Source organism: Parapedobacter sp. (genome assembly GCF_053550995.1).
The window spans coordinates 1-21386 of the sequence record NZ_JBMQOC010000020.1 but is presented as its reverse complement, the minus strand read 5'-3'; the positions used below and the strand labels follow the sequence as shown (position 1 = coordinate 21386).

Annotated in this window: 19 protein-coding genes and 2 tRNA genes; 7 read left to right on the top strand and 14 right to left on the bottom strand. The window is 48.9% G+C overall.

The genetic code is table 11. From position 1 onward, the window contains the following. Positions 1–15 precede the first annotated feature (15 nt). Entirely contained in the window at positions 16–1323 is a 1308-nt protein-coding gene (locus ACO1NT_RS02990; protein ID WP_449046911.1) for an ATP-binding protein, read from the bottom strand. A 193-nt stretch (positions 1324–1516) separates the two neighbouring features. Between ACO1NT_RS02990 and ACO1NT_RS02985 the strand changes: the two genes are divergently transcribed. After that, positions 1517–1843 carry a HesB/IscA family protein gene (locus tag ACO1NT_RS02985; protein WP_449046910.1) on the top strand — a complete coding sequence of 109 codons (327 nt, stop codon included), beginning with the start codon at positions 1517–1519 and terminating at the stop codon, positions 1841–1843. Positions 1844–1850: 7 nt separating this feature from the next. On the opposite strand, the gene bshB1 is transcribed toward ACO1NT_RS02985, so the two are convergent. Continuing rightward, positions 1851–2585: a bacillithiol biosynthesis deacetylase BshB1 gene (bshB1, locus tag ACO1NT_RS02980; RefSeq protein ID WP_449046909.1), complete on the bottom strand. Its 735-nt coding sequence runs from the start codon at positions 2583–2585 to the stop codon at positions 1851–1853. 3 nt (positions 2586–2588) lie between these two features. Continuing rightward, the gene (locus tag ACO1NT_RS02975) at positions 2589–3215 is read right to left on the bottom strand and encodes a DUF4294 domain-containing protein (protein ID WP_449046908.1); all 627 of its coding nucleotides are present in this window, start codon (positions 3213–3215) and stop codon (positions 2589–2591) included. 91 nt (positions 3216–3306) lie between these two features. On the opposite strand from ACO1NT_RS02975, the gene ACO1NT_RS02970 reads away from it, so the two are divergent. The 4 genes from ACO1NT_RS02970 (at position 3307) to ACO1NT_RS02955 (ending at position 8802) form a co-directional block, all read left to right on the top strand. Next, complete coding sequence (locus tag ACO1NT_RS02970) at positions 3307–5514, top strand: RelA/SpoT family protein (protein ID WP_449046907.1); 2208 nt, start codon at positions 3307–3309, stop codon at positions 5512–5514. 64 nt (positions 5515–5578) lie between these two features. Continuing rightward, positions 5579–6085 carry a Fur family transcriptional regulator gene (locus ACO1NT_RS02965; RefSeq protein ID WP_449046916.1) on the top strand — a complete coding sequence of 169 codons (507 nt, stop codon included), beginning with the start codon at positions 5579–5581 and terminating at the stop codon, positions 6083–6085. A gap of 154 nt (positions 6086–6239) precedes the next feature. Then, complete coding sequence (locus tag ACO1NT_RS02960; RefSeq protein WP_449046906.1) at positions 6240–7514, top strand: adenylosuccinate synthase; 1275 nt, start codon at positions 6240–6242, stop codon at positions 7512–7514. Between the two features lie 7 nt (positions 7515–7521). Next, positions 7522–8802: an anthranilate synthase component I family protein gene (locus ACO1NT_RS02955; RefSeq protein WP_449046905.1), complete on the top strand. Its 1281-nt coding sequence runs from the start codon at positions 7522–7524 to the stop codon at positions 8800–8802. Positions 8803–8812: 10 nt separating this feature from the next. Here ACO1NT_RS02955 and ACO1NT_RS02950 read toward each other — a convergent pair whose 3' ends face one another. The 7 genes from ACO1NT_RS02950 to gldG all read right to left on the bottom strand — a co-directional run bounded on the left by ACO1NT_RS02950 (position 8813) and on the right by gldG (position 17627). Further along, entirely contained in the window at positions 8813–10114 is a 1302-nt protein-coding gene (locus ACO1NT_RS02950; RefSeq protein WP_449046904.1) for a M16 family metallopeptidase, read from the bottom strand. Then, positions 10104–11351 (bottom strand): M16 family metallopeptidase, encoded by a 1248-nt coding sequence (locus ACO1NT_RS02945; protein WP_449046903.1) that lies wholly within the window; start codon positions 11349–11351, stop codon positions 10104–10106. The genes ACO1NT_RS02950 and ACO1NT_RS02945 overlap by 11 nt, the downstream gene beginning before the upstream one ends. Positions 11352–11374: 23 nt before the next feature. After that, positions 11375–12274, bottom strand: a complete 900-nt coding sequence (gene hemF, locus ACO1NT_RS02940) for an oxygen-dependent coproporphyrinogen oxidase (RefSeq protein WP_449046902.1) — start codon at positions 12272–12274, stop codon at positions 11375–11377. Between the two features lie 18 nt (positions 12275–12292). Further along, on the bottom strand, positions 12293–14008 hold the full coding sequence (gene ggt / locus ACO1NT_RS02935; RefSeq protein WP_449046901.1) for a gamma-glutamyltransferase: 1716 nt from the start codon (positions 14006–14008) through the stop codon (positions 12293–12295). Positions 14009–14015: 7 nt separating this feature from the next. Then, positions 14016–15023 carry an NAD(P)H-dependent glycerol-3-phosphate dehydrogenase gene (locus ACO1NT_RS02930; RefSeq protein WP_449046900.1) on the bottom strand — a complete coding sequence of 336 codons (1008 nt, stop codon included), beginning with the start codon at positions 15021–15023 and terminating at the stop codon, positions 14016–14018. Positions 15024–15109: 86 nt separating this feature from the next. Next, positions 15110–15186 (bottom strand) — tRNA-Arg (locus tag ACO1NT_RS02925). A gap of 47 nt (positions 15187–15233) precedes the next feature. Then, positions 15234–17627 carry a gliding motility-associated ABC transporter substrate-binding protein GldG gene (gene gldG / locus ACO1NT_RS02920; protein WP_449046899.1) on the bottom strand — a complete coding sequence of 798 codons (2394 nt, stop codon included), beginning with the start codon at positions 17625–17627 and terminating at the stop codon, positions 15234–15236. A gap of 185 nt (positions 17628–17812) precedes the next feature. On the opposite strand from gldG, the gene ACO1NT_RS02915 reads away from it, so the two are divergent. Beyond that, positions 17813–17897 (top strand) — tRNA-Ser (locus ACO1NT_RS02915). Here the strand turns inward: ACO1NT_RS02915 and ACO1NT_RS02910 are convergent. Beyond that, positions 17888–19411 carry a recombinase family protein gene (locus ACO1NT_RS02910; protein WP_449046898.1) on the bottom strand — a complete coding sequence of 508 codons (1524 nt, stop codon included), beginning with the start codon at positions 19409–19411 and terminating at the stop codon, positions 17888–17890. The two genes, ACO1NT_RS02915 and ACO1NT_RS02910, sit on opposite strands and share 10 nt — an antisense overlap. Further along, a complete protein-coding gene (locus tag ACO1NT_RS02905; protein ID WP_449046897.1) occupies positions 19395–19550 on the bottom strand; it encodes a hypothetical protein in 156 nt (51 codons plus the stop codon). Before ACO1NT_RS02905 ends, ACO1NT_RS02910 begins: the two co-directional genes overlap by 17 nt. 72 nt (positions 19551–19622) lie before the next feature. Between ACO1NT_RS02905 and ACO1NT_RS02900 the strand changes: the two genes are divergently transcribed. Beyond that, a complete protein-coding gene (locus ACO1NT_RS02900) occupies positions 19623–19853 on the top strand; it encodes a hypothetical protein (RefSeq protein ID WP_449046896.1) in 231 nt (76 codons plus the stop codon). 108 nt (positions 19854–19961) lie between these two features. Here ACO1NT_RS02900 and ACO1NT_RS02895 read toward each other — a convergent pair whose 3' ends face one another. Further along, the gene (locus tag ACO1NT_RS02895; protein ID WP_449046895.1) at positions 19962–20483 is read right to left on the bottom strand and encodes an ADP-ribosyltransferase-containing protein; all 522 of its coding nucleotides are present in this window, start codon (positions 20481–20483) and stop codon (positions 19962–19964) included. Next, positions 20476–21327 carry a DNA adenine methylase gene (locus ACO1NT_RS02890; RefSeq protein WP_449046894.1) on the bottom strand — a complete coding sequence of 284 codons (852 nt, stop codon included), beginning with the start codon at positions 21325–21327 and terminating at the stop codon, positions 20476–20478. The genes ACO1NT_RS02895 and ACO1NT_RS02890 overlap by 8 nt, the downstream gene beginning before the upstream one ends. Positions 21328–21386: the final 59 nt, after the last annotated feature.

Below are 21386 nucleotides of genomic sequence, written 5' to 3'. Positions count from 1 at the left end.
TTTAGAATACATAGATTAGTTCACGGCGGGTAATCGTAAACGAAACGTCGTACCACTTCCCTTTTCGCTTTCGAATGTCAACGATCCGTTAAATGCCTGTGCATACTCATTGCATAGAAACAACCCGAGGCCGATGCCCCGTTCATTATTCGTGCCGTATGTAGACCGGGTTTTTAACGTAAACAGTTCTGCCTGCTGTGCCTCGTCGATGCCGATGCCGTTATCCGCTACCATGAGTTCGAACTCCGTGCCAAGGCGCGTACCCGTTACCTGGATATGCCCTGTGGGCAAGGTGAACTTAATGGCGTTTGCCAAAAGGTTGCGGATAATCAGTTGCAACATATCGCGGTCTACCAACGCGTGCAAGGAATCGTCGATGTCTGCTTCAAGTGAAATATCTTTTTGGTTCGCATAAATCTTTTGGACATCGATAACCGGCTTCAGTACCTGGTGTATATTATTACGTACCAATACCAAGCGGAATCCACTCAGCTGGCTTTGTGACCATACCAGCATATTGGATAGCATTTCCTGCGAACCATGGAGCGCATTGGCCAGTCCCCCCTCCACTTGTTTGCGCTCGTTGGTCGTCAGGCGGTCGCTGGCCACCAATCGGATATAACTGTGCAACGACGACAAGGGGGCTTGCAAATCATGTGAAATGATCGAAAACAATTTCAGTTTTTCGTCGTTCATCTTTTCCAACGCCACCGATTTCTGCTCCGCTGACCGTTTTTCCCGGTTATAGGCTTCCTTGAGGTAACCTAAACTGAAAAAACAGATAAAAATGCCCGTAGCGTATGCAAAGGCCATATCGACAAACTGCGCTTCTTTATTCGCATAGGTAACCATGATCATTCGGGGATAATGATATTCTACAACCAATAACCCGACCACCGCCAGCAAAAAGAGGGCTAACCAAAGCGCATACAGCTTCTTTGGCGACATGATAATGACCAAGATAAATGCCAACATAAACGACAGCAAGGAAGCACCGTTGATCCCCGCGCTAAAGAAATAGTTAATTGAAAACAAAAAAACACCCGCGCCCGAAGCCACGATGATACCCGGAATCAACCGTTGCCGAAATCGCCCTAAATAGTAGGCTACGCCCACCAACATCGTAAAAATGGCGAATATGAAGGCAGTGATTCTCAATCCGGAAAAATAATTGAAAGGGATATTGAAAACCATGATGAATATAGCCATCAGGCAAACCGAATTCAATAGCCGCGTTTCCAAGGGTAATTGTCGACCTCCAACCAAGAAAATCAGCCATTGCTCCCATGTGCCGTGTTTCTTGTTAGGATGTTTGGTGGTCATGGGGCAAAAGTACATAAACTAAGTGAAGAATTTTTTAATTTGACATCCGCCAAACTTAATCATCCACCGTTTTCCGTAAATATTCCGATATTTGCATATCCGTCGAAGCGCATGCTTACCGCAGGCGTTCTTTCGGAAACCATCGGACAGCATCTAACGGGAATGTCCACTATATGGATTAACGAGTACAGGTATGGTAACGGTAACAGAAAAAGCAAAACAACGTATCCTTGACATCCTTGCCAGGGAAAATTACGACGACACCTATTTCATACGCGTTGCGGTCGAGAGCGGCGGTTGTTCCGGACTGAGCTATCGTCTGAACTTCGATAATGAGGAGAAAAAGGGCGACCAGTTATTTGAAGACAAAGGTATTAAGATATGCCTTGATATCAAATCGTACCTATACCTGGCGGGAACCGAGCTGGACTATTCAGACGGTCTCAATGGGAAGGGCTTCGAGTTCCACAATCCCAATGCTTCGCGCACCTGCGCCTGCGGGGAGAGTTTTGCGGTTTAGCAGAACGCTATTTCAGCATAAACAAATCGTCTACTCCGAGCAACCGGCGGCAGGTAAACCCTTCTGCGTATTTGGTTCCGATGTATTTGCCATATTCCATGGCCCGCCCCTCGATATATGCTAAGAAATCGGGTTTTGAAATATAGGTCTGCGGTTCATCCGACACATATGCCTCACTATGGAATTGCGAACGGTAGGCTTTGATAGCCCTGATTTTATCTGCCCAATGATCCGTCACATCTACCGCAATATCGGGCTTAATATAATAGTCTTGGATCAATTGCAGCAGCAACCGGGGGCGATGGGGTGGCTGTGGTTCGCCGTCGCCCGCCCGTGTTTCTATCTTCCGCAGACCAGCCAGGAAAACGGCATCGTTGACCAGATCCCCCGCCCGGCCATGGTCGGGATGGCGGTCAACCAATGCATTGGAAATGATGATGTCGGGACAGTATTTACGGACGGCCTGTATAACCGCCAATTGATGAGGTTCGTCGTTACGAAAGAAGCCATCGCGCAAACCGAGGTTTTCACGGGCGGACAGGCCCAGTATTTCGGCGGCCCCGGCGGCTTCTTCGTCGCGCGACTCGGCCGTACCGCGCGTACCCAATTCACCGCGGGTAAGGTCTACAATACCCACCTTCCTTCCCATTTTCACGTGTTTGATGATGGTCCCCCCACACCCCAGCTCGGCATCATCGGGATGCACGGCAATGACTAATAAATCCAGTTTGTTTCTATCCATATATTAAAAATAGCCATAAGCGGGGCGGCGTTCCAGGCTCCGTATGATGTTTTCTATTTCGAAATCTTCTTCTGCGCTATATGTATTTTTGAGGTTGTGCCCGAAAACGCGGGCAATGGATTGGTAGAAGAAAGCGGTTACACCTCCACGTAAATCCTTGACGACTTCATAACTCGAATTTCCCGTTTGGCGGTCGATCAGTTTGATCAATATTTCGCCCTGCGAAATGGTCAAATTCTTCACTTCGCGGTTAAACATGTCCTTGATTTCCTTCTCGCACACTTTGACCAGTCGTTTTTGTTCGCGTCGGTTTTCCGTAACAGCCAGATCGCGGTACAATTGCTGGTATTTGTCTTGCGCATATTTGGCGTAGGGCAATACCTTTATCACGTTATAGCGCAACCGCAAGTAGCGCGCCTTGTCTTCGGGGCTCTTGAATACCCTCCTGCGCGTTACGGTTACCTCCGGAATCAACATCCAAGGTACCCGCTCGCCGTCCAGCACGGTCGTGGCCACCCTGTGCCGTTGGGAACGCTGGCCCTTGGGCTGGTGCGACAGGCTATCTTGCGCATACAGCCCGCTCGCCAGCAACGCCAGCGCTACAAAAAACACCAATCGAAGGAAAGCCATATGATGCAATATCAATAATTATCCGTACATTTACGCATATACACTATACAAATATAGAAATTCTTAAGCACAAAGAACAAGGCGATATGGTATGAAAGAATTGGTGATTGATTTAGAAGCGGAAAGCAAAGAGATACGCAAGCGGTATCGCGCATTACTACGTGCATGCAAGCCGACGTTGCAGCGTGGTGATAAGCAGATGATACGGAGGGCTTTCGACATGGCGCTGGAGAGCCATAAGGACATGCGGCGTAAATCGGGAGAGCCGTATATTTACCATCCCATCGCAGTCGCGCAGATTGCGGCCGAAGAAATTGGTTTGGGCACGACGTCCATCGTGTGCGCGCTGTTGCATGACGTGGTGGAAGATACTTATATTACATTGGAAGATGTGGAGCGCGAGTTCGGCAAAAAGGTTGCCCGAATCATCGATGGCCTGACCAAGATTTCAGGCATATTCGACCCCAATAGCTCTATACAGGCAGAGAATTTCCGTAAGATGCTGCTTACCCTAGCTGATGATGTCCGGGTGATCCTGATCAAGTTGGCCGACAGGCTGCATAACATGCGTACGATGGACTTCATGCCCCGCGATAAACAATTGAAAATTGCGTCCGAAACCTCCTACTTATATGCACCCCTCGCCCACCGTTTGGGTCTGTATGCCATTAAATCGGAGTTGGAAGACCTTTCGATGAAATATACCGATCCGGACACCTATAAATTCATTGCCAAGAAGCTGAATGAAAAGAAAACGGAACGGGAGCGCTTTATCCATAATTTCGTGGGGCCCATCAAGGAAATACTCAACGAACAGGGGGTCAACGCGGCTGTATTTGGAAGGCCGAAGTCTATCTATTCGATATGGAATAAAATGCGTAAGAAATCCATTCCATTCGAGGAGGTATACGACCTGTTTGCCATCCGAATCATCATAGACTCCGAGCAAGACAATGAGAAAGCGGATTGCTGGAAAGCCTATTCAATTGTGACCGACCTCTATCGACCCAATCCGGATCGCTTGCGCGATTGGGTATCATCGCCCAAAGCGAACGGCTACGAGTCGTTGCACACCACGGTGATGGGGCCAAAAGGACAATGGGTAGAAGTGCAGATAAGGACTATCCGCATGAACGAGATCGCCGAAAAGGGATTCGCCGCTCATTGGAAATACAAGGAATCCAATTCGGATAGCGGGTTGGACCAATGGATACAGAAGGTACGGGAGATACTCAGCAACCCCGAGTCCAATGCCATGGACTTCCTCGACGATTTTAAGATGAACCTTTTTTCGGATGAGATTTTCATCTTTACACCCAAAGGGGCGCTCATCCAACTACCCCACAACGCTACTGCGTTAGACTTTGCCTTCGAAATCCACTCCGATCTGGGCGCTAGCTGTATTGGCGCCAAGGTAAACCATAAACTGGTGCCTTTGAGCCATCATTTGCAAAACGGCGACCAGGTCGAGATTATCACGTCAAGCAAGCAGACCCCTAAAGAAGACTGGCTTAGCTTTGTGGTCACCGCAAAAGCTAAGTCGAAGATTAAATCGGCCCTTAAAGAAGAAAAAAGGCGTGTAGCGGAAGACGGCAAGGAAATTCTTGAGCGCAAGTTGAAATCACTGAAAATCACCTACAATACAGAGAACATCAACAAATTGACGATGTTTTTCAAATTCCCTTCGTCACAGGATTTGTTCTACAATGTCGCAAAGGGTGAGATAGACATCAAAAACCTCAAGGATTTTGCCCATAGCGAAAAAACGGCCGAGCACCAGAACGGGCAGCAGTTTGATTCACATATCAGTGGGCTGGTTCAGAAAATCAACAAAAAAGAGTACGAGACGCTGCTGATCGGGGATGATTTGCAGAAAATTGATTATACGTTATCTCCATGCTGTAACCCTATACCCGGCGATGATGTGTTTGGCTTCATCACCATCAACGACGGCATCAAGATACACCGCACCAACTGCCCCAATGCAGCCAAACTGATGGCGAACTACGGCTACCGCATCGTCAAGGCCAAATGGACCTCGCAGAAGGAGCTCGCCTTCCTCACCGGCTTGCGCATTGTAGGCATAGACGATGTTGGACTGGTCAATAAAATCACTAAGGTGATATCCGACGATTTCAAGGTGAACATACGTTCCATCACCATCTCGAGCAATGAGGGTATTTTTGAAGGATCCATTATGATTTTCGTCAACGATACGGCACACTTGGAAAACCTCATTAAACACCTCGCACAGATCAAGGGAATTACGGGGATCACTCGCTTTGACTCGAATAGTTGATACGTTTCCCGCGTTTGTATATCAATGCGATATTGTGTAAATTTGTAGACTTAACTTTCGGATGATGACTCAAACGGAAAATTACCAAACGGTAAAAAAAATTTTCGAAGCGTACCTGGAAAACAAAAGTCTACGCAAGACGCCTGAGCGTTACGCTATTCTTGAAGAGATCTATTCCAGGAATGATCATTTTGATGTAGAATCGCTTTACATCCACATGAAAAACAAAAAATACCGTGTAAGCCGCGCTACGGTATACAATACTTTGGAACTGTTGGTTTCGTGCGATTTGGTGACCAAACACCAGTTTGGCAAGAACATGGCCCAGTTTGAGAAATCTTACGGATACAAACAACACGACCACATCATTTGTATCGAATGTGGTAAGGTCGTGGAGTTCTGCGATCCACGCATCCACCAAATCCAAAGCATGGTCGGTGAACTCCTGAAATTCGAAATCAAGCACCACTCACTGAATCTATATGGTGTCTGCAGCGATTGTTCGGAGAAAAGAGCCGGCGGCTCGCCATTGCCTGCGGCCAAAAGAAATGAGTTGGTGGAGAGCAATTAGGTGTCCGATCCCCCCTTTTTGATTTAAGGCGGCTAGAATTTCAAAATAATGTTAGATTTGCCCCAAGTTTGGTATGCTTACGACCGCACAATGGCGTATTAATGCCGACCATTTCATTCGTTTATGTTTTTAATTTTCAACGCTGATAAACACTATGCAAGTTGATGTGCTTCTAGGCCTGCAATGGGGCGACGAGGGGAAAGGCAAAATTGTAGATGTACTTTGTCCGAAATACGACATGATCGCCCGATTCCAAGGCGGGCCGAACGCGGGCCATACCCTGGAATTTGATAACCAAAAATATGTATTGAACACCATCCCTTCAGGCATTTTCAATAAAGGCACGCTCAACCTCATCGGCAATGGAGTGGTTATCGATCCGATTATCCTGAAGCGGGAACTCGACACGCTCAAGAAAAACGGTTTCGATCCGGTAGCGGACGGCAAACTGGTGGTAGCCCGCAAGGCGCACCTGATTCTGCCTACGCATCAATTGCTTGACGCCGCATCGGAAAGTAAAATGGGGGCCGGCAAGATCGGTTCTACCCTCAAGGGCATCGGCCCTACGTATATGGACAAGACGGGACGGAATGGCCTACGCGTGGGCGACACCACCTTGCCTGATTTCATGGATCGCTACCAACGTTTGGTCGAAAAACATAAGTCCATCCTTTCCCATTACGGAGATATTCCTGACTTCAACGAGCGTGAACAAGCATTTCTGGAAGCTGTTGAATTCCTCAAGACCATTCCACATGTAGATAGTGAACACTTGGTAAACGGGTATCTCAGCGAAGGAAAAAGCATCCTTGCGGAAGGCGCACAGGGCACCTTGTTGGATATTGATTTCGGCTCCTACCCGTTTGTCACTTCTTCCAACACCACGACAGCCGGTGCCTGTACAGGCTTGGGTATTTCGCCGGCTAAGATAGGGGCGGTTATCGGCATCTTTAAAGCCTACTGCACGCGAGTAGGTGGCGGCCCCTTCCCTACCGAGCTCGAAAATGAGACCGGCGAAAAGCTCCGCCAATTGGGCCATGAATTCGGTGCAACTACCGGACGCGCGCGCCGTACGGGATGGATTGACCTGCCGGCGCTAAAATACGCAATTATGCTCAATGGGGTTACGGAATTGGTGATGACCAAAGCCGACGTATTGAGTGGTTTCGACACCATATACGTTTGTACCCATTACATCCAAAATGGCGAAAAAATCGATTATATGCCGTACGACATCATCAGTGTACCACCCGAGCCGGTATATGAGGCGTTGCCTGGCTGGAATGAAGACCTATGCCACATTACGAAAACCGATGAGATACCGCAAACGCTTCTAGATTATATTGCCTATCTGGAACGTCACCTTGGCGTACCGATACGCTACCTCTCGGTGGGTCCGGATCGAAAACAGACGCTGGTATTGAGTTAACACCCTCATGGTATCCTTAGCATACCACTTGGACGATAGTGAGACATTTATCCAAAGAGCACTGCAATGGGCGGCGCAATTTGAACATGTCTGCTACCTAGACTCCAATGGCTATCGCGATAACCACGGAAACATCAACGTGTTTATTGCCGTTGGTGCAAGTGCTTTTTTTGTGTCGGATGGCGAAGATACTTTTGCCGCCCTGCAGCAATTTGTGGATGGCTATCCGAACACATGGATCCCGGGGTATTTGGGTTATGATTTAAAGAATGAGCTGGAGGAACTCGACTCCCAGCATCCCAACCGCACGGGATTTCCCGATGCCTATTTTTTCGTACCGGAATACACGTTGCTAATCGGTCAGTTCAACGCCGAAATCCAAGGCCGCCATCCCCGGGACATTGTCGACCAGATTAACGCCACTCCGCTGGTGGAAGAGTCGCCCGGGTTCGAAGGGCGATTGAAATACCGCATGAACAAATCGGCATATTTTGCCGCGTTTGCCGACCTACAGCGTCACATCCGTCAAGGTGATGCGTATGAGGTAAACCTCTGCCAGGAGTTTTACGCAGAAAAAGCACACCTCAATCCGCTCGCGGCGTACCGCCGGCTCAACGAGGTATCGCCTACTCCTTTCTCCTGTTTTTTTAAATTCGGGGATCACTATATCCTATCGGCCTCGCCTGAGCGTTTCCTATCGAAGAATGGCAATATGCTCCTGTCGCAACCCATCAAGGGTACCGCACCACGCGGCAAGGATGCGATCGAAGATGAACGGATAAAGGCCAACTTGGCCACCAATCCCAAAGAAATCAGTGAAAACATCATGATTGTTGATTTGGTGCGCAACGACCTTACGCGAAGCGCTTCGCCGGGTACTGTACGGGCCGAGCAACTATTGCAGATCCACAGCTTTAAGCAGGTGCATCAACTGATTTCTACCGTTACCTGTGAAATACGCCCCGATGTGGGCATCGTGGAAACGCTGCAGAACACCTTCCCACCCGGCTCGATGACCGGTGCACCCAAAATCAGCGCGATGAAGTTGATCGATCGGTATGAAAACAGCCGTCGTAGTGTGTATTCCGGGGCGCTAGGCTACTTCAGTCCACAGGGAAATTACGATTTCAGCGTGGTGATACGCACGCTTTTGTACAATGCCGAAAATGGATATTTGTCGTTCCATACAGGCGGGGCCATCACAGACAGCGCCGATCCCGAAAAAGAATACAATGAATGCCTCCTGAAGGGGAAAGCCTTATTTGAGGTGCTTAAGAGTAATTCTTAATGGTTAATGGTCAATTGTTAATTCTGTCAGCCGTTTTCCCCACAACAACCTTCACCATTTGGTCGTAATCCAAGTAGGTATTGGCCAGTCGCTGCACTTCTTCTTGGGTAATCGAATTTACGGTATCCGTATAATAATCATAATAATCCAAACCGAGGCCCGAAAAATAGACATTCTTGAATTTATCCGCATGTGAGAACACATTCTCTAAGCTTCCGAGCATGGTTCCCATCATATAGTTGCGCACCAAGGCCAATTCCGCTTCGGTTACCGGCTCATCGCAGAGCCGCCGGATCTCCTTTTGTATCTCCAGCAAGGTCGCTTCCGTCACCTCCACGCCCACTTCCGACGCTATGGTAAAGAATGCTCCGTGTTTTAACGACGCCAAACCTGAGCCAATGTTATAGGTGTAACCTTTGTCCTCGCGGATGTTAGCCATCAGCCGCGAGCCAAAATAGCCGCCTAGCAGTGTATTGACCACCTGCAATCCCGGAAAATCCGGGTGCGAGCGTCGAATGCTTGGCCCACCGAGCCTAATCGCCGACTGTAATGCATCTGCCCGTTCTACTACGATGGGCTCCGTCGCCGCGACCGGGGCGAAGACAGGAGGTACATCGTGCGGCATGATGTCCCCATCGTTTTGCCATCCACCACCGAAGAGCTGTTCCAATATGCGGATTACTTCATCCGTCACCTTCCCAGACACCACCAACATGGCCTTTTCCGGCCGATATTGCCTGCTAAACAACGATCGCAAATCATCCTGTACAATGCGCTCATAATCAGAAACGTCTGGTGTATATCCATAACGGGTTTCTCCGAACACAGCACGATTGAACTGCCGTCGTGCCACGAAGCTATTCTTCTTGAGCGATACCTGTAGTTTTTGGGAGTTGTTGCGGATATACGTTGCCAATTCTCTATCGGGGAAAATAGAGTCGGTGAGGATTTCATGCACCAACGGCAGCAGAGAAGGCAGGTGCCTATTGAGCGAAAACAACGTGAGCGACGATTGGTCATACCCAAACGACGGCACTAGGAAAGCGCCGTGGAAATCCACTTGTTCCGCGAGCTGCGCGCTGCTATGGGCAGAAGTACCTTCCAACAGCATGTCACATACGCATGTATTCAAAAGGGCTCGGTTTTCGGCCTGAAAGACATTATCCACCATCCATTCGATCCGCACGAGTTCTTGGTCGCCCGCATTAAAAATGAAGACCTGCAAACCATTGGCGAAGGTTAACCGGGTGGGTTTGATTAAATCAAACCGAGTTGTGGCGAAATGCGCGGGTGGTATCGTTCTATTGAGCATCGACATTACTTAAATAAATCAGCGTGGATGAATTTTCTTTCCTAAACAGTGTTTGGGCTTGTTGTAGGATATCGGCCGCGGTAACGGCGAGATACCGCTCCGTTTCGTGGTTGAAACGGTCGGCATCGCCCAACAGCTCAAAGTAAGCCAAGTTCATGGCCTTCTCTAATATAGCCATCTCGGCAAAAACCATGGTTGATTCTATCTTATTCTTCACTTTCTCCAGTTCATAGGGTTCAACCGGGCTGGCGCAAAGCTGCTCCAATTGCTCCCATATCGCTTGTTCCGCGCGATCTATGGAGACATTCGGCAGCGGTTTCCCTTCGACAACAACCAACCCTGGATCGAGGCTCCCCATTTGGTATGCATTCACTTCACTAAACAACTCATTCTCCTTCACCAAGCGGCGGTACAAGCGCGACGAAGGCCCTTGGGAGAGTAAGTCCGTGATCAGGTCGACGGCATAATAGCCTGCATCATTGCGGGCGGGGCTATGGAACGCGATGTAAATGGAGTTTTGTGGCACGTCGGCATATACCACTTCCCGACGTGCCGCTAACTGTTCGGGTTCCGGTGGAAGCTCGCGCAAGGGCTTCCGGCCTGCGGGTATATCACCAAACCATTTTTCGGCGAGTGCCTTTACCTGGCTTGTTTCCACATTTCCCGCCACAACAAGGCATGCATTTGAGGGGGTATAATAGGTAGCAAAAAACTCCTTTACATCATCCATTTTAGCTTCTTCGATGTGGGTAAGTTCTTTGCCGATCGTTGCCCATCGATACGGATGCACCTGGTAGGCCATGGGTCGCAGTCGCAGCCAAACATCGCCATATGGTTGGTTAAGGTAACGCTGTTTAAATTCCTCACACACCACATTCCGTTGCACTTCGAGGCTCTTCTCACTGAATGCGAGCGATAGCATCCGGTCGCTTTCCAACCAAAAAGCGGTCTCTAGGTTCGCCGCCGGCAGGGTGATGTAATAGTTGGTGATATCGTTGCTGGTAAAGGCGTTATTCTGCGCCCCGGCAGCTTGGGAAGGCCCGTCGAAATGAGGGATATTCACCGAACCACCGAACATCAAGTGCTCAAAAAGATGTGCAAACCCCGTCTTGGAGGGGTCTTCATCGCGTGCACCCACATCATACAGTATATTGACCACGGCCATGGGTGTAGCGTTGTCCTGATGTACTATAACGCGTAAGCCGTTGGCCAGCGTAAATCGATCGAAAGAAACCATTCGTTATTTGCTATGATATATGCTCAATGTGCTAACCAATCCACGCCTTGCTTGAGCATGGAAAGGGTAAAGGCCTCCTCACTGTCCGGCGCCGGCTTGAAGTCGTACGCCCACTGTGCTTGCGGCGGCAAGCTCATCAAAATGGATTCGATACGGCCATTTGTTTCCAATCCGAACTTCGTTCCCGCGTCGTAAACGAGATTGAATTCCACGTATCGTCCCCGTCTCAGGTACTGCCATTGCTGTTGTTGATCGGTAAATGATTTATGGCGGTTCCTGTTTACCAATTCCGAATAAATTGGCACAAAATTTTTGCCCAGGGCGCATGAAAACCCAAGAATATCCGACCACGATATGCCTGTTTTATCGGGAGTAAGCCGATCATAAAAAACGCCGCCTATGCCGCGGGTTTCCTGGCGATGTTTGATATAGAAATAGCGGTCCGCATGGGCTTTAAACTCAGGATAAAAGGTCGGGCTGTACTGGTCACAGACCGCCTTCAGCGATCCGTGGAAGAAGGAGGCATCATCCAATTGAATATAATGCGGTGTAAGGTCGATCCCTCCCCCGAACCAGCGTACATGATCATTCAATTCGAAATACCGGATATTCATATGGATAATAGGAACGAATGGATTGTTCGGGTGAATAACAATAGATACACCCGTCGCAAAAAACTGCTCATCATCCACCTGAAATGCCTTCTTCACCGGTTCGGGCAACACACCATGTACGGCAGAAAAATTTACGCCCCCACGTTCGATTACGTTTCCTTGTTGGATGATGCGGGTGCGCCCCCCTCCGCCACCATCACGCTGCCACAGTTCCTCGGCAAAGGATGCCCCTCCATCCAAGGCTTCCAACCCGCTGCATATTTCGTCTTGTATGGCCTGGTATTGTGCTGCTATCGTTTGTTTATCCATCGCTGTCATGCTTCATTCCTAGTAACCCACCGCCACATCGTCGCCACGGGGATCCGCTCCGCCCTGCAACTTACCGTCTGGCAATACGAGAATGGCATCCACGCGACCGATGGCACGCCTATTAACCAATTTATAGCCCGTCGTTGACAATGCGTGGCGCACCGGTTTGCTGATAGCGTCCTTTTCCACCGCCACTTCGGCGGGTAGCCATTGGTGGTGGAACCTCGGGGCCGACACGGCTTCCTGCATATCCATCCCGAAGTCCACCACATTCAGAATGGTCTGGAATACGGATGTGATGATTGTCGACCCACCCGGCGTCCCCACGACCATAAACAACCCGCCATCTTTCTCAAGGATGGTGGGGGTCATGGAGCTCAGCATCCGCTTTCCCGGTTCGATGGCGTTCGCTTCACCACCCGTTAACCCAAACATATTTGGTGCCCCCGGCTTTACCGAGAAATCATCCATTTCATTGTTCAACAGAAACCCTGCGCCCGCCACGACCACTTGCGAACCGTATGAGCCATTGATTGTCGTTGTAATCGCGACGGCATTGCCATGTTCGTCCACGATGGAAAAGTGGGTGGTTTCTTCGCTTTCTGTCCGCGGTATTTCACCCGCGTAAATGTCACTACTAAATGAGGCATGCTGGAAATTTATATTGCGCATCCGATCAGCATTATAGGCCGAATCGATGAGCATCTCGCGCGGTACATCATAATAATCAGGGTCGCCCAAGTGTGTCGCCCGGTCGGCATACACGCGGCGTTCGGCCTCGATCATCACGCGCATGGTGGAATCGCGCTGGAACCCCCACTGCGCGAGTGGATAGGCTTCTACCGATTTTAACATGGATATCAGGGCGATGCCGCCACTGGATGGCGGGGGCATAGACACCACACGATACCCCCTGTACGTCGAAACTACCGGATTGCGCCACTTCGCCTCGTAATCTTTCAGGTCGTCGTGGCTGATGATGCCGTTGCCGGCGGTCATTTCGGCTACGATGCGGTCAGCTGTCTCACCTTCATAAAAGCCAGCCCTTCCCTGTTGGCTTATCAATGTCAGCGTATATGCCAATTCGGGCTGTACCAACGTATCGCCGGCCACCCATTCCGCCGCTTTTACAAAAGCGGTACCCTCCGGATTGTACTTTTCGAAGTTTTCCTTCCTACGGTTGAGCTCGTCCGCCTGCATTTCCGTAATGACAAACCCCTGTTCGGCCAAGCGGATAGCGGGTGCCAACAAGGTAGCCCAGTCCAGTTTTCCATAACGGTCATGCGCTTTCACCATTCCGTCGACAGAACCCGGCACACCCGAGGCCAATTGGCCACGTAGGCTCAGGTCAACGATCGGATTGCCCTCCTCGTCAAGGTACATATCGGTCGTTGCCGCTTTCGGTGCAGCTTCACGAAAATCGAGCGCGGCGAACTCCCCTTCGGCGCTTCGGTATACCATAAAGCCACCGCCTCCGATGTTACCGGCGTTGGGATACACCACGGCCAGCGCAAATTGCACAGCAACCGCTGCATCCACGGCGTTTCCCCCATCTTTCAGCACCTGCAAACCCACGGCAGATGCCTCGGGATGTGCCGTCACCACCGCTGCATGTTCGTAGAGAGCGGGTTGCGTTCCATCGTTGGGTACGCTGCATGATGCAAATGCAACGCTTACAAAAGCCATTATCAGGATACGGGTCCAGGTAACGGGGTTGGTTAGTGAGTACGTCATGGTTTAATCAAGTTAATTTGTCGGCTAATAGCTTCATTTCAGTTATCGGTTGCTGCTGCTCATACAGCACGCGATACACCGCATGGCAGATGGGTAGATCGATCGCGTGCTTACGGCAAATCTGTTCGATGCAATAAGACGCGTAATAACCTTCTGCAACCATATTCATTTCCAATTGGGCTGATTTAACGGAATATCCTTTTCCAACCATATTTCCAAAGGTACGATTCCGGCTGAATTGTGAATATGCGGTTACCAACAAATCACCCAAATAGGCCGATTCCTTGATATCACGGGCGATGGGGTGTACCGTATTAACAAAGTGCGCCATTTCACGCAAAGCGTTCGATACCAATACCGCCTGGAAATTATCGCCGAACCCAATACCGCGGCATATGCCACCGGCCACGGCATAGATATTCTTAAGCACAGCGGCGTATTCCGTGCCATAGATATCGTCAGAAACATTCGTTTTGATATAACGGGTCCCAATCAAAGTCGCGATGTCCGTCGCAGCATCGACGTTTTGCGACGCCACGGTGAGATACGAAAGTTTTTCGAGCGATACCTCCTCCGCGTGGCAGGGACCGCCGATCACGACGATGTTATCGATCGGTATATCAAGTTGTTCTTGGAGGTAGTCGCCCACTATCTGGTTTTCATCGGGTACAATGCCTTTGATGGCAGAGACAATGATCTTGCCGCGTAGCATCTCCGGCGTGATATCGCGTAAGGCATCCTTCAAAAACGCCGCCGGTGTATTCAATATCAAGATATTGGCATGTTCCACCACCGAGTGCGTATCGACGTGGATATGACGTTTGGGAATTTTAACGGTGACTGCACTCAGGTAGTTAGGATTGTGCTTATACGTACGAATATAGTCGGCCGTTTGCCGGTTGCGGACCCACCAATGGATGGATTTATCCTCATCGTTATCACCTAGCATCTTCACCATCGCCGTTGCCCAGCTTCCGCTTCCTATTACACCAACCGAGTGTTTTTCAGTTACCATAAAATTCCTACTATGCCATGGGGACGATTACATCGATCGCCAACCGTTAACAAAAAAGCCCCTCAATTCAACATCAAGAGGCTCGGTGGTACGCCAATCAGGATTCGAACCTGAGACCGACGGTTTAGAAAACCGTTGCTCTATCCAGCTGAGCTATTGGCGCATCCATTTTCCGCTGCAAATTTAGTTAAAATTGTTAGAATATATAAACTATAAATACTTCCGTTTACGCACCTGATGTTGCCCTATGGCCACCAATAACAGCAATCCGCACGGGAGAGCCACGTTAATCCACTGCCAAAACACACGCTCCTCTTGAACTTTAACGCCATTCAATACACGCAATTTCAATTCTTTGGCGCGCAGGTCGATGATGGCGCCATCGCCGGTGAGGTAATCAACCGCGTTCAGAAGAAATGCCTTATTGCCATATTGCTGCTCGGTATATCGATCCCATCCGAGCGGATAAGGTGATCCGTCGGTTGGGTTGATTTGCCCGCTGAACACATCGCCATCAGCAATGGCGATCATCTTGGCGGGCTTGCCTCGCCGCGGTGTGGTTCCGTCGACCGGAATCCCTGTAGGCACCGGACGATCGGCAAAGACGGAAGGGAACCTGCCCGCTAACAAAGCCGCCACTGTATGCTTTTGACTACCAAACGACCCTGCATCGGGCTGCTCGGCTGCCATCTGCAATGATAATGTTGCGGGCACGGGCAATATACGCGAAAAAGGCGAAGAAGTAAGCAGTATGGTCTTATGTACACCCGGTACGGCAATGGTATCCAGTGTACCCGCAAATTCACTACGGATACCATCGAGGTTCCGGACGATAGGCTGGTTGTCATTGGGCACAAAAACAGGGTAGAATGGCCAAGAGACCAGTTCGATGGCTTGATTCGTTGTACCGCCTACGGTGAGCGGTATCTTGGCACTGTTCATATCGGCAATAAGATCATAATTAAACCGTATCCCATAAGTAAACAACAAATCGTCAAGCTGGAGATGCCGTGCAACCGCGGTCTGTTGCCCACCTGATCGCAAACTATCCAGGTGCGCATCCAACTGGTCAATGGCCCAGATCACGCTTCCCCCGCCCATCACGTAATGGTTGATTTTGTATTTTTCCTTCTCTGAAAACGGCTTGGTTGGTTTGGCGACGATGAGTACCCCCAGCTTATCCAATCCATCCATGGAAATGCTGTCCAGATTGACAAAACCTACCTCATAACCACTCATCAGACTTTGGATGGCATCGTATAAAGCTAGATTGCCGGGCTCACCATGACCTTCGGTAAAACCAATAAGTGGCCTACCCCCGCCGGCCACTTTACGGATAGCCGAAACCAACGCATATTCCAGGTTCTGGATGGAATTATTCAATGCCGCTTCGTGCGACTGGTTCATCCGGTTTTGCAGCAAGCTGACGGGGACATCGGTATCTCCTGCCGTTACCAATACAGCCGGATATACGAGCTGTTGCGAAAGTCCGGCGTCTGTACGCACACTCAGGTTCGTCGGCATGATGCCGTGCTGGGCAAGCGCTTCGGTGTTTTCACGTTGCTCCTGTAAGGTACCATCCAACGGGTCGACGATGGCAAAGCTCAACATGCCAGAAGAATAACCTTGTATATCTTTAAGCATATCGACGGTAGCACGTTTCAGCCGTTCGAAGCCCGCCGGCAAATCACCATCCAGTAGGACGGTGACATGGAGCGGAGCAGGAAGCTCTTTTACCGTTGCAATGGCAACGGGCGATAGCGTAAACCGTTTGTCGGCAGTGAGGTCTATTCTTCCGAAGAACCAGGAGGCAAATAGATTTATAACCATCATGCCAGCGACCATTACCAGACCGCGCAACGCCATCGCTTTCACCTGCCATCGATCGCGCAATAGCCAGAAATACGCCACCATTAGAAAGATAAATATTACGCTCGCGAAGTAAACGAGATCGCGGCTGTCGATCACTCCCCTGCTGACGGCATCGAAATGCGATTGCACACCTAGCGATGCCATATAATAAGCCATTGTGGAAAACATCGTCAATCCACTTGCCGCCTCAAAGGCATAGAAAAGGAAAAAGCAACCGAACAGCGCCACCAAGAAAGCGATGATGACGTTGCGCGTAAGCGCCGAGGCGAAAACACCTACGGCACAGAAAACAGCGCCCAACAAAAACAGGCCGATATACGAGCCGATGATTGCCCCTGTATCTACGTTGCCCACCGGCATCGCCAGTTGGTATATGGCTACGTAGTATACCGCAGTGGGTATCAGCGCTAGTACCACAATGGTAAGGCTACCCAAGAATTTACCCAAAACGATATGATGCATCGGTAAGGGCCGCGTAAGCAGCAGTTGCCACGTACCCTCACCCCGCTCACCTGCGATGCTGCGCATGGTAATGGCGGGAATAAAGAACATGAACAAGTATGGGCTTAGCCGGAAAAAACCGTCGAGCGATGCATAACCATAGGCCAGAATACTGGTATCGGGAAAAACCCACAGTAATAGGCCGGTTGCCAACAGAAACAGCCCGATGGCCAGGTAGCCGGTCAAGGAGCCGAAAAAAGCGGTGATTTCTTTTATATAGATACTGCGCAAACCGTTTGACTTTTGATGGTTCGAAAATAGGAAAACGGGGCGACATGGCAAACCGGTCTGGCAAACCTTGGGCAAAGGTAAGTCGGTTTTATGGCCTATTATTTATATTTCCCTGATAATGTTTGCCTTGCTAAAAAAAGCATAATTGAATTTGCAAAATGTACTAGAGTTCGTACTTTTGCGGCGGAGAGTTGGCAGAGTGGTCGAATGCGGCGGTCTTGAAAACCGTTGACTGTCACAGGTCCGGGGGTTCGAATCCCTCACTCTCCGCTGTGAGGGATTTCATTCTGAAGTCCCTCTTTTTTTTCTAAAATCAGGAGATTTAAGTGTTTCATTTTCTGGTGGTTATGGGATAGAATATCTATCATGGTAGGTGTTCGATAGATGTTGTTTTTATAGTACAAATTGCTGTCGAACACCATTTTCACAAGTTCCTGCTTTTTTAACGTACCTCCTGTCTCATAAACGTATTTCATGTCGGTTAAAAGATGCAAATGCTTGTTCATGAGCTGAGAAGCGTAGTTAGTGTTCCCGCTTAGCCGCTGTACCTTGGCATTGAGGTCGAGGATCTTTTCGTTAAACAAGCCATACCATCTATCATATGTTTCTTTCGAAATATGGTTTTTAATCCATTTTTCCTCCAGTTCGAAAAGATTACTTTTTTCTTCATCCAGTTGCTTCTTCGTATCTTGTAATATCTGCTTATTGGCGGTGAATTCCTTTTCAATGGCCTTTTCCGTTCCAATCCGGATATCCGATAATCTACGCTCCGGAACACTCATTAACTCAAAAGCTCCGGAGAGCTGTTTGTGAGCGTTGGTTGCACTGATATTATTATGTCCCGAAAAACGACACTTATAATAATAGAAGTATTTCCCAGATTTTCCGCGCGAAGGGGCTCCAGATACGGGATTCCCACAATGACATTTCAATACACCCCTTAAAGGAAGGCTATCATCTATCTTCAGCCGGTTCTTTTGCGGCTTTTTCATTTTGTACTGAACCATTTGCCAGCTAGTGAGATCAATGATTGGCTCATGATTAGCAGGGAACAGGCCTCCCGGATATTCCTTGAATGGCTTAACATAATTTAAAGCGGCATAGGCAGGATTTTGCAAAATCCTTTCAATAGCCATGTTACCACCTCTATTATGGCCCATTTTCCGGGCTTCTAGTTTGATGATGTTTAGTGGTACATCCTTTAGATAGGCATCAAAAATATAACGAATTATTTTTGCATCTTCTTCTACTATTACCAAGTGTCTCGCCTTTCCGTCCCCTTCTTTGCGATAACCAAATGGTGCTATTCTTTGGACAAAACGCCCATCTTTGGCTTTTGCTGTGTACATACCACCACGTACCTTAATACTCCTGTTAATGTTATCTTCTTCTGCTAGCAAAAGTTGAAGTCCGGCTCTGAAAAAGCTTCCGGGAGTGTCGTAGTCGAATACAATACCTTCCGTAACTGATACAATCTGTATGCTAAACTTCTGCTGTAACTTTTTGACGTAACTAAGTGATTCACCAGCATCTCGGCTGAACCTATCCAGTTGATCGACAACGAGGTAGTTAACATGCTTATGGTGCTTGGCAATGAAATTCTGGAGCTTTTCAAAATCCGGCCTGTCAAATGTCTTGGCACTATGGCCCCGGTCTATGAAAGAGTCAATGAGTTTGACGTCAGAATTTTTCAACCATTGGTCAGTATATAATTCCTGACGCTCAATTGATCCGTTACTTTGTCCTATCTGACTAAAACGTAAATATCTAATCGCAGTTTTCATAGTATTCCTTTAGGGTAGCTTCTACAATGATTTGTACAATTAAATTTACCAATTTTTCTTCTTTTTCCTTCTCTATTTCTTCAGAAGTTTTCAACAAGTCTTTTTTCTGAAACGACTGATTATCTGTTGATTTATCCATCAAATAAAGGTTAATATTGTTATTAATTGAGGTAATTTTTAACTATATTTGTTTATGTAAGGAGACCTTGTTATGAAGACATTCGTTTACCTGTGTATTACAAGCATCATCGGCTCCGGGGCATTCCTTGCCGCGTTGTCCATGTCCAATCCGTGGCCGGCCTATGCCGTGGGTTTTGGGGTGTGGGCACTGTTCTTTTGGGGAGTGGTTAAACGGTCGCAGGAGGCTGCAAAACGTCGCAAACGGGAAAGGTTGTTCGATGAGTGGTTAGGTTCGCAGTCGCGCGGCGGCAGGAATTATTGAGACGGTAAAGGTTTACCTTTTCCCACCGCCGTTGGATTTCCGAAAGCTCCGTGTGATTCTCGAATGGAGTATTTTTCTTTTTGCTGGTAGATGCAATGGATTGAATCGTCAGCGGCTATGTCCAATGGACGATGGCCTGTCGATAGACAGGATATCAATTTGAGAGGCATTAAAAACGACATATTCCGGTTCGTTCTTACCGAAGTCGGAAATAATGCCATCATATCCCGCTTTGACCATCATCTGGTGGGCATCTTCGTTATTCAGGGCGTCGCGCATCTCGCCGAGTTCTCCCAAACTTATTTCATCATACAAAGCCTGTAGCGCTGTGGGGTTGTCCAGTTTTTCACCCGTTCCGATTTCCCAGATCAGGGACGCCTGGCTTTCCTCGTTGAAAATGGAATGGATACGCAGGTCGAGGGGATTTCTAATGTCCAAGTGCGCGGTGACGACAGTGTCGCCGAACATCAGGACGTTTTCTTTTTTGCTGGAAAAGAAAAAGCCGTGCACCGTATTGTCCCAAGCTGTGTTACTGCCGCGGTAGTGATCTTCGAACTGTTCGAAGAAGACGTGTGTACCGTGGTAGAACAGCATATTCGGATCGACTACCATTTTTTGATACTCATACATCTACTTCGGGATTTAGCGATTCTTCAAAAGCGGTCAGTTGCTCACCGATGGGGTAATTGGCCACGAGCATTTCGGTCTTGGTCTTTTGGTCGCCACCTTTGGCATTGACGGAGACCTTCTGCCTGACGGACCATTTCTGCCATCCATGTTGTTTGGTATACCGTTCAAGTGGCGGCGAGGGATAGGATGAGAGCAGGAATTTACCCTTTATCTTGCTGAGTAGATAGAGCAATTCCTCATAATCCCGCTCGCTGTAACCATCGTAATGGCCGAGGTCAGAATTGTAATAAGGCGGATCACAATAGAAGAAACTATCCGGGGTATCCCTGCTGGCGACGACATACAGCGCATCGGCGCATTCAAGCTGACACCCTTCCAGTCGGGTTGCAAATACCTTGGTAAATCCGTCTCTTTTGGTATTGATTTTTCTGGTGGTTGTGTTGGAGGTTACATCAAACCCCCAACTGCCGTTGAGCTTACTGCTGAACGATTGGGAGCTGAGTACCCACACGGCCCAGGCCCGTTTTATGTCCGGAAACATGTCGGGATTGTTGTAAACGACCCATGCCTTGTGGTGCAGGTCGCGGCTGTGGAGGGTGTTTCTAATTTCGGCTTCCAGTCCGGCAAAGCCTTCCTTGACTACCCGGTAGAAGTTGATCAGCTCGCCGTTGGTGTCGTTGATGACCTCGACCTTGGAGGGGCGCTTGGCAAAGAAGATGGCAGCACCGCCGATGAAGGGTTCGCAGTACAGTGTGTGGCGCGGTATGAGCGAGACGATGCGGGCGGCAAGCTTCTGTTTTCCGCCATAGTAGCTGATGGGAGTCTTTAGCCTGATCATGTTCATATCAATTGTCGTAAAGGGTCAGAGAATCTCGTTGATGGTAAAATCCATGGGTCTGCCTT

Bases quoted from the DNA above. Each gene is read 5' to 3' on its own strand.
- ACO1NT_RS02990 (WP_449046911.1), bottom strand. From the start codon at position 1,323: ATGACCACCAAACATCCTAACAAGAAACACGGCACATGGGAGCAATGG.
- ACO1NT_RS02985 (WP_449046910.1), top strand. From the start codon at position 1,517: ATGGTAACGGTAACAGAAAAAGCAAAACAACGTATCCTTGACATCCTT.
- bshB1 (WP_449046909.1), bottom strand. From the start codon at position 2,585: ATGGATAGAAACAAACTGGATTTATTAGTCATTGCCGTGCATCCCGAT.
- ACO1NT_RS02975 (WP_449046908.1), bottom strand. From the start codon at position 3,215: ATGGCTTTCCTTCGATTGGTGTTTTTTGTAGCGCTGGCGTTGCTGGCG.
- ACO1NT_RS02970 (WP_449046907.1), top strand. From the start codon at position 3,307: ATGAAAGAATTGGTGATTGATTTAGAAGCGGAAAGCAAAGAGATACGC.
- ACO1NT_RS02965 (WP_449046916.1), top strand. From the start codon at position 5,579: ATGACTCAAACGGAAAATTACCAAACGGTAAAAAAAATTTTCGAAGCG.
- ACO1NT_RS02960 (WP_449046906.1), top strand. From the start codon at position 6,240: ATGCAAGTTGATGTGCTTCTAGGCCTGCAATGGGGCGACGAGGGGAAA.
- ACO1NT_RS02955 (WP_449046905.1), top strand. From the start codon at position 7,522: ATGGTATCCTTAGCATACCACTTGGACGATAGTGAGACATTTATCCAA.
- ACO1NT_RS02950 (WP_449046904.1), bottom strand. From the start codon at position 10,114: ATGCTCAATAGAACGATACCACCCGCGCATTTCGCCACAACTCGGTTT.
- ACO1NT_RS02945 (WP_449046903.1), bottom strand. From the start codon at position 11,351: ATGGTTTCTTTCGATCGATTTACGCTGGCCAACGGCTTACGCGTTATA.
- hemF (WP_449046902.1), bottom strand. From the start codon at position 12,274: ATGGATAAACAAACGATAGCAGCACAATACCAGGCCATACAAGACGAA.
- ggt (WP_449046901.1), bottom strand. From the start codon at position 14,008: ATGACGTACTCACTAACCAACCCCGTTACCTGGACCCGTATCCTGATA.
- ACO1NT_RS02930 (WP_449046900.1), bottom strand. From the start codon at position 15,023: ATGGTAACTGAAAAACACTCGGTTGGTGTAATAGGAAGCGGAAGCTGG.
- ACO1NT_RS02910 (WP_449046898.1), bottom strand. From the start codon at position 19,411: ATGAAAACTGCGATTAGATATTTACGTTTTAGTCAGATAGGACAAAGT.
- ACO1NT_RS02905 (WP_449046897.1), bottom strand. From the start codon at position 19,550: ATGGATAAATCAACAGATAATCAGTCGTTTCAGAAAAAAGACTTGTTG.
- ACO1NT_RS02900 (WP_449046896.1), top strand. From the start codon at position 19,623: ATGAAGACATTCGTTTACCTGTGTATTACAAGCATCATCGGCTCCGGG.
- ACO1NT_RS02895 (WP_449046895.1), bottom strand. From the start codon at position 20,483: ATGTATGAGTATCAAAAAATGGTAGTCGATCCGAATATGCTGTTCTAC.
- ACO1NT_RS02890 (WP_449046894.1), bottom strand. From the start codon at position 21,327: ATGAACATGATCAGGCTAAAGACTCCCATCAGCTACTATGGCGGAAAA.